This is a genomic window from Rhizobacter sp. P1_G5 (assembly GCF_056405435.1).
Genome location: NZ_JBFUCB010000392.1, coordinates 1 through 5,757, shown reverse-complemented (window position 1 = coordinate 5,757; position 5,757 = coordinate 1). Strand labels below are relative to the sequence as shown.

Here is a 5,757-nt window from a genome sequence, read left to right as displayed (position 1 = left end):
CGTCCGCCGTGTTCGGGCTCTACGCGGGCTTCGTCTACCTGACGCCRCTGTTCGGCGGCCTGCTCGCCGACCGCGTGCTCGGCCGCACCAAGACGGTCGTGATCGGCGCGGTGCTGATGGCCACCGGCCACTTCCTGATGGCCTTCGAGGCCAGCTTCTTCTTCGCGCTGCTGTGCCTGCTGATCGGCGTCGGCTGCTTCAAGGGCAACATCGCGGCGCAGGTCGGTGACCTCTACGCGCCCGGCGACAAGCGGCGCGCGAGCGCGTTCCAGATCTTCATGCTGGCGGTGCAGATCGCGGTGATCGTCGCGCCGATCGTCTGCGGCACGCTCGGCGAGAAGGTGGCCTGGCACTGGGGCTTCGGCGCCGCCGGTGTCGGCATGGTGATCGGCCTGTTCGTGTACCTCGCGGGCCGGCGCCACCTGCCGCCCGAGCCGCTGCGCGTGCGCCGTACCGACAAGGCCGCCGCCGTGCCGCGCACACCGATGACCGGCACCGAGAAGGGCCGCCTGGTGCTGCTGGTCGCGCTGATCCCGGTGCTGATGATGACGGTCGTCGGCAACCAGCAGTACAACAACGCGTTCCCGCTGTGGTCGCAGAAGTACATGGACCTGGTGCTGTTCGGCTGGCAGGTGCCGGTGAGCTGGCTGCAGGCGATCGACGCGGCCGCGAGCACCGCGGCGATGATCGGTTCGATCGCGTTCTGGCGCTGGTGGGCCACGCGCCGCCGCGAGCCCGACGAGGTCACGAAGATGGCGCTCGGCTCGCTGATCGCCGCCTCCGCGCCGGCACTGCTGGTGATCGCCTCCGGCATCGTCGACCACTCGAGCGAGAAGGTCGGCTTCGGCTGGGCGATCGGCTACGCGGTGCTCAACGACATCGGCTTCGCCAACGTGATGCCGGTGGGCCTGGCGCTGTACTCGCGCACCGCACCGCACAAGCTCGAGGGGCTGATGATGGGCACCTACTACCTGCACCTGTTCCTCGCCAACACCTTCGTCGGCTGGCTGGCCGGCTTCCTCGAGACGATGCCGGGGCAGCAGTTCTGGGGCCTGCATGCGGTGCTCGTCGGCGGTGCCGGCGTGGCGCTGCTGGCGGTGAAGCTGGTGTTCGGCAAGCTGCTGGCGCCGACCGCGGTCGACAATGGCGCCGCGGCGGCCTCAGGCGACGCGGTGCCGGCTCACTGAGTCACGGCGACGCTTCATCCATCTCGAAGGCGGGCACGCGTCGGCCGTCGATGTCGGTGAAGCCGTAGTCCTGCGCCAGGTCACCCACGCGCAGCACCTGGCCGCTGCGGCGCATCACCTGCGCGTCGGCCGCCAGCGCCGCGACGGCGCGGCCCAGGTAGCGCGGTGATTCGGTGCGTGCGAGGGCAGGGCGCTCATGCCAGTGCGCCTCGTCGGTGTGGTGGCCGGCCAGCACGAACTCGGTGCGCATCCAGCCCGGCGACACCGCGACCGAGGCCACGCCGTGCGGCCGCAATTCCTCGGCGATGCCGAAGGCCAGCCGCGTCATGCCGGCCTTCGCGAGGTCGTAGAACAGGTTGCCGCGCAGGTAGTGGCCGCGGTCCCAGAAGGTGGTCGTGACGATCAGCCCGTGGCCTTGCCGCACCATCAGCGGCGCGGCGCGGCGGCTGGCCAGCAGGTGGTTGCGCACGCCGCGGTCGATCATCGAATCCCAGTGCGCGAGCGGGTGCTCCCAGAACGGCGCGTTGAACACGCCGTCGAAGGTTTCGTGGCCACCCCAGGCGTTGTTGACGAGCAGGTCGATGCGGCCCTGCTCGCGCTGCACGCGGGCGAACAGCGCGGCCACTTCGTCGTCCTGCGTGTGGTCGCAGCGCACCGCGATGCCGCGGCCACCGGCGCGCGTCACCTCGTCGGCGGTGTCGTCGATGCTGCCGGGCAGGGTGGCGAGCTCCGACAGGCCGAGCAGCTGGCCGTAGCTTTGCGCGGGCTGGGCGCGCGTGCTGCGCCCGGTCACGTAGACCGTGGCGCCGGCAGCGCCCAGCTCGACCGCGCAGCCGCGCCCCGCGCCGCGGCTGGCGCCCGTCACCACCGCCACGCGGCCCTGCAGCGGGCGCGGGTTGTCGTCGTTCGTCATCGTCTGGCTCCTGGGTTCGATCGGCGCCATGGTGCGCAGTTGTCAGCCGGCGGTCTTGGAAGATTCCGAAACCGCGAGCCGCCGGTATTCGGCCGGCGTGCAGCCGCACAGCGCGCGGAACTCGTTGGCCAGGTGCGACTGGTCGAAGAAGCCGCCATCGAGCGCGACCTCGGCCCAGCTGCGCTGCGGATGAACGCGCAGATCGCGCAGGCAGCGGTGCAGGCGAGAGAGCCGGCTCCAGCGGCGCGGCGAGAGCCCGAACTGCGTGTCGAACACCTGTTGCAAGCGACGCTCGCCCAGGCCCACCTGCGCGGCGAGTGCAGGCACCGGCAGCCGGCCACCGGACTGCGTCAGCAGCCGCAGCGCGTGCACGGCCGGCCGCGGATCCCCTGCCGCCCGATGGCGCAGCCGGTGCAACAGCGCCTGCTGCACGAGCCGCACGCGGCTGGCGTCGTCTTCCAGGTCGGCGAGGGCGCTGAGGGCCTGTGCGTCGTCGCGCGGCCACAGCGCCTGCAGCGGCAACGCAAGCCCGGCGATCTCGCCGACCGGCACGCCGAGCAGCGCGGCCGCCGCGCCGTGGCGCAGCGTGATCGCGAGCCCGGCCATGCGGCCCGACAGGCGCAGCACGGCCGGCGTGGTCGAGGGCCCGATCGCGAGCAGGCTGCGCTGCGGCCCGGCCGCCGGCGCGTCGCCCCAGTGAACGACCAGGCGCACCGCGCCATCGGGGATCACGCGTTCGACGATCTCGTGGCCCGGCGCGAAGCGCTCGCGGTACAGCAGCATCTGCGCGACGAAGGGCTGCAACGCGGCGGGCAGCGGCAGCGTTCGCAGGCTGTCCGCGGGCGTGCCGGATTCCGGGCCCTGGACGGGGTCCTCGTCGAGTCGAACGAACAGGCGCTGGGCCACCGGACGCCTCCATCGCGGGTTGCGCAAAAGTGCAGCATACGGGCAACCCGCCGTGTCAACAGGCTCTAGGATCACGGGATGCACCGCATCTCGATCGGCGTAGCCGCCCTCCTGCTCGCGACCGGCAGCGCAGCGCAGCCATCCGACGCGCTGCAGAACTGGTTCAACGATCCGTTCTTCCCGATCACCGCCGCGCTGCCCGACTGCCCGTTGCCCGCCGGCCCGTTCACCGACGAGGCCGACCGCCGCGTGCAGGCGCACCGCCGGCTCGAGAAGGGCACGACCTGCTGGCTCGCGAAGGAGTGCGACCGGCCGAACGCCTATGCCTACGACGCGGACATCGCGTCGGCGATCCAGCAGGCGGTGCAGGCGCGCAACCCGTTCCCCGACACCACGCTGTGGGTCACGGTGCAGGGCCGCGTGGTCTACGTCGAAGGCTGTGCGCGCGACGAGGCGCAGGCCGGCCGCATCGAAAGCTTCATCCGCGACCTGCCGCACGTGCAGCAGGCGACGGCGATCCTGCGCACCGATCCGACGGCGCGGCCCCCTTACAAGACGCGGCCTGCGACACTCTCGCGCTGAGCCCATGAGCGTCGACACCCCCACCTACACCATCGCCGTGCGCGAGCTGTGCGAGTTCACGGCCAAGCAGGGCGACCTCGACCTGCGCTTCACGCCCGGCCCTTCCGCGCAGGAGGGCATGGCCGGGCATGCGATGGTGGCCTCGCGCCGCGGCGGGCGCTACCAGGCGGAGGTCAGCCTGAGCGGTACGCACGGCGCGCTGCGGGTGCGCGGCCGGGCCGACGGCTACGACCCCGACAAGGGCCTGCTCGAAGAGATCAAGACGCACCGCGGCGACCTCGCGCGCCAGCCGGCCAACCACCGCCACCTGCACTGGGCGCAGGCCAAGATCTACGGCGCCTTGCTGTGCCAGAAGTTCGAGCTGCCGAAGCTGCGCGTCGCGCTCGTCTACTACGACGTCGCTTCGCAGCAGGAAACGGCGTTCAGCGAGACCTGCAGCGCGGCCGAGCTGCAGCAGTTCTTCGAGCAGCAGTGCGAGCGCTTCCTGGCCTGGGCGGCGCAGGAGCTTGCGCACCGCGGCGCCCGCGATGCCGCGCTGCAGGGCCTGCGATTCCCGCATGCGGAGTTCCGCGCCGGCCAGCGCCCGCTGGCCGAGGCGGTGTACCGCGCGGCAACGGCCGGCCGCTGCCTGCTCGCGCAGGCGCCCACCGGCATCGGCAAGACGGTGGGCACGCTGTTCCCGCTGTTGAAGGCCTGCCCGACGCAGCGCCTCGACAAGCTGTTCTTCCTCGCGGCCAAGACGCCGGGCCGCGGCCTCGCACTGGAGGCGCTGCGGCTGATCACCGGGGGCACCGATGCACCGCCGCTGCGCGTGGTGGAGCTGGTCGCGCGCGACAAGGCCTGCGAGCACCCCGACAAGGCCTGCCATGGCGAGTCGTGCCCGCTGGCGCGCGGCTTCTACGACCGGCTGCCGGCGGCGCGCAGCGCGGCGCTTGCCGGCGGTGTCGGCACAAGCGGAAGCCCGCTCGACCAGGCCCGCGTGCGCGAGGTGGCGCTGGCCCATCAGGTGTGCCCCTACTACCTGAGCCAGGAGTTGGTGCGCTGGAGCGACGTGGTGGTCGGCGACTACAACTACTGGTTCGACCTCGGCGCGATGCTGCACGGCCTGACGCTCGCGAACGACTGGCGCGTCGGCGTGCTGGTCGACGAGGCGCACAACCTGCTCGAACGCGGCCGCAAGATGTATTCGGCCGAACTGCAGCAGGCCGACGTGGCCGCGCTGCGCAGCAAGGCGCCGCCCGCGGTGAAGCCGGCGCTCGATCGCCTGCACCGCGCGTGGAATGCGCTCAACAAGGCGCAGGCCGCCGATTTCGAGGTGCACGAGAAGCCGCCGGCGGCGTGGCGCGATGCGCTGCAGAACGCGATCGCGGCGCTCGGCGAGCACTTCGCCGACGGCCAGTCGCCGAACGATGCGCCGCTGCTGCGCTTCTACTTCGACGCGCTGCACGTGACGCGGGTGCTGGAGCTGCTGGACGAGAACTCGCAGGTCGACGTGACGATCGCCGAGCGCCACGGCACGCGGGTTCGCTCGACGCTGTGCCTGCGCAACCTGATCCCGGCGCCGCACCTGCGCGGGCGCTTCGAGGCGGCGCACACGACGACGCTGTTCTCGGCGACGCTGACGCCGCAGGGCTTCCATGAAGACACGCTGGGCCTGCCGAAGCACACCGTGTGGATCGACGTGGAGTCGCCGTTCGAGGCGCGGCAGCTGTCGGTGCGCATCGCGCGCCACATCTCGACGCGCTGGCAGCAGCGGGCGGACTCGCTCGCCCCCATCGTCGAGCTGATCGCGCGGCAGTACGAGAAGTCGCCGGGCAACTACATGGCGTTCTTCAGCAGCTTCGACTACCTGCAGCAGGTGGTGGCGTTGTTGCAGGCGACGCACCCGGGCGTGCCGCAGTGGGCGCAGTCGCGCGCGATGGACGAGGCCTCGCGCCAGCAGTTCCTCGCGCGCTTCACCGAGCACGGGCAGGGGGTCGGCTTCGCGGTGCTGGGCGGGGCGTTCGCCGAGGGCATCGACCTGCCGGGCCGGCGCCTGATCGGTGCCTTCGTCGCGACGCTCGGGCTGCCGCAGGTCAATCCGGTCAACGAGTGCGTGCGCGAGCGGATGGACAGGCGCTTCGGCGCCGGCTACGACTACGCCTACCTCTACCCGGGCCTGCAGAAGGT

Annotated in this window: 5 protein-coding genes; 3 read left to right on the top strand and 2 right to left on the bottom strand. The window is 71.9% G+C overall.

What is annotated here, in order from left to right; genetic code table 11:
• Positions 1-1,187, top strand: a 1,187-nt coding sequence (locus AC1D12_RS22700) for a peptide MFS transporter (protein WP_477843019.1), incomplete at its 5' end; no start/stop codon positions are given.
• A gap of 1 nt (position 1,188) precedes the next feature.
• On the opposite strand, the gene AC1D12_RS22695 is transcribed toward AC1D12_RS22700, so the two are convergent.
• Together AC1D12_RS22695 and AC1D12_RS22690 are read right to left on the bottom strand one after the other, a co-directional pair.
• Positions 1,189-2,100, bottom strand: a complete 912-nt coding sequence (locus AC1D12_RS22695; RefSeq protein ID WP_477843017.1) for an SDR family oxidoreductase — start codon at positions 2,098-2,100, stop codon at positions 1,189-1,191.
• A gap of 42 nt (positions 2,101-2,142) precedes the next feature.
• Positions 2,143-3,006, bottom strand: a complete 864-nt coding sequence (locus tag AC1D12_RS22690) for an AraC family transcriptional regulator (RefSeq protein ID WP_477829207.1) — start codon at positions 3,004-3,006, stop codon at positions 2,143-2,145.
• Positions 3,007-3,084: 78 nt separating this feature from the next.
• Here AC1D12_RS22690 and AC1D12_RS22685 point away from each other — a divergent pair, with 78 nt between their 5' ends.
• Complete coding sequence (locus AC1D12_RS22685) at positions 3,085-3,588, top strand: BON domain-containing protein (protein ID WP_477843015.1); 504 nt, start codon at positions 3,085-3,087, stop codon at positions 3,586-3,588.
• 4 nt (positions 3,589-3,592) lie between these two features.
• On the top strand, positions 3,593-5,757 hold a 2,165-nt coding region (locus AC1D12_RS22680), incomplete at its 3' end, for an ATP-dependent DNA helicase (protein WP_477843013.1).

Coding starts and splice junctions, on each gene's coding strand:
- AC1D12_RS22695 (WP_477843017.1), bottom strand. CDS start 2,100: ATGACGAACGACGACAACCCGCGCCCGCTGCAGGGCCGCGTGGCGGTG.
- AC1D12_RS22685 (WP_477843015.1), top strand. CDS start 3,085: ATGCACCGCATCTCGATCGGCGTAGCCGCCCTCCTGCTCGCGACCGGC.